Origin of the sequence: Thauera terpenica 58Eu (assembly GCF_000443165.1) — a bacterium.
GTDB classification, from domain to species: Bacteria; Pseudomonadota; Gammaproteobacteria; order Burkholderiales; family Rhodocyclaceae; genus Thauera; species Thauera terpenica.
Genome location: NZ_ATJV01000121.1, coordinates 1 through 1,199, shown reverse-complemented (window position 1 = coordinate 1,199; position 1,199 = coordinate 1). Strand labels below are relative to the sequence as shown.

Here is a 1,199-nt window from a genome sequence, read left to right as displayed (position 1 = left end):
ATATGGCAAAGAGCAAGTTTGAGCGGACGAAGCCGCACGTAAACGTCGGCACCATCGGCCACGTTGACCACGGCAAGACCACGCTGACGGCTGCGATCACGACCGTGCTGACGAAGAAGTTTGGTGGTGAAGCCAAGGGTTACGACCAGATCGACGCGGCGCCGGAGGAGAAGGCGCGCGGCATCACGATCAACACCTCGCACGTCGAGTACGAGACCGGCGCGCGCCACTATGCGCACGTTGATTGCCCGGGTCACGCGGACTACGTGAAGAACATGATTACCGGCGCGGCGCAGATGGACGGCGCGATTCTGGTGTGCTCGGCCGCTGACGGCCCGATGCCGCAGACGCGCGAGCACATCCTGCTGGCGCGCCAGGTCGGTGTGCCCTACATCATCGTCTTCCTGAACAAGTGCGACATGGTCGACGACGAAGAGCTGCTCGAGCTGGTCGAGATGGAAGTGCGCGAGCTGTTGTCCAAGTACGATTTCCCGGGCGACGACGTGCCGATCATCAAGGGTTCGGCGCTGAAGGCGCTCGAGGGTGACCAGTCCGACATCGGCGAGCCGGCGATCATGCGTCTGGCCGAAGCGCTCGACACTTACATCCCGACCCCGGAGCGTGCGATCGATCGTCCCTTCCTGCTGCCGATCGAAGACGTGTTCTCGATCTCGGGCCGTGGCACGGTGGTGACCGGTCGTGTCGAGCGTGGCATCGTCAAGGTGGGTGAAGAAGTCGAGATCGTGGGCATCAAGGCCACGGTGAAGACCACCTGCACCGGCGTTGAGATGTTCCGCAAGCTGCTCGATCAGGGTCAGGCCGGTGACAACGTGGGTGTGCTGCTGCGCGGCACCAAGCGCGAAGACATCGAGCGTGGTCAGGTGCTGTGCAAGCCGGGTTCGATCACCCCGCACACCCACTTCACCGGTGAGATCTACGTGCTGTCGAAGGAAGAGGGTGGTCGTCACACGCCGTTCTTCAACAACTATCGTCCGCAGTTCTACTTCCGTACCACGGACGTGACCGGTTCGATCTCGCTGCCCGAAGGCACCGAGATGGTGATGCCGGGTGACAACGTGTCGATCACGGTGAAGCTGATTGCGCCGATCGCCATGGAAGAAGGTCTGCGCTTCGCGATTCGCGAAGGTGGCCGTACCGTGGGTGCAGGTGTTGTCGCCAAGATCATCGAGTAATTCTCG

General features: G+C 61.9%; 1 protein-coding gene. It reads left to right on the top strand.

The genetic code is table 11. The features are described 5' to 3' along the window. Window positions 1–2 precede the first annotated feature (2 nt). Entirely contained in the window at window positions 3–1,193 is a 1,191-nt protein-coding gene (gene tuf, locus M622_RS38505) for an elongation factor Tu (RefSeq protein WP_021251075.1), read from the top strand. Window positions 1,194–1,199 lie beyond the last annotated feature (6 nt).

Coding starts and splice junctions, on each gene's coding strand:
- tuf (WP_021251075.1), top strand. CDS start 3: ATGGCAAAGAGCAAGTTTGAGCGGACGAAGCCGCACGTAAACGTCGGC.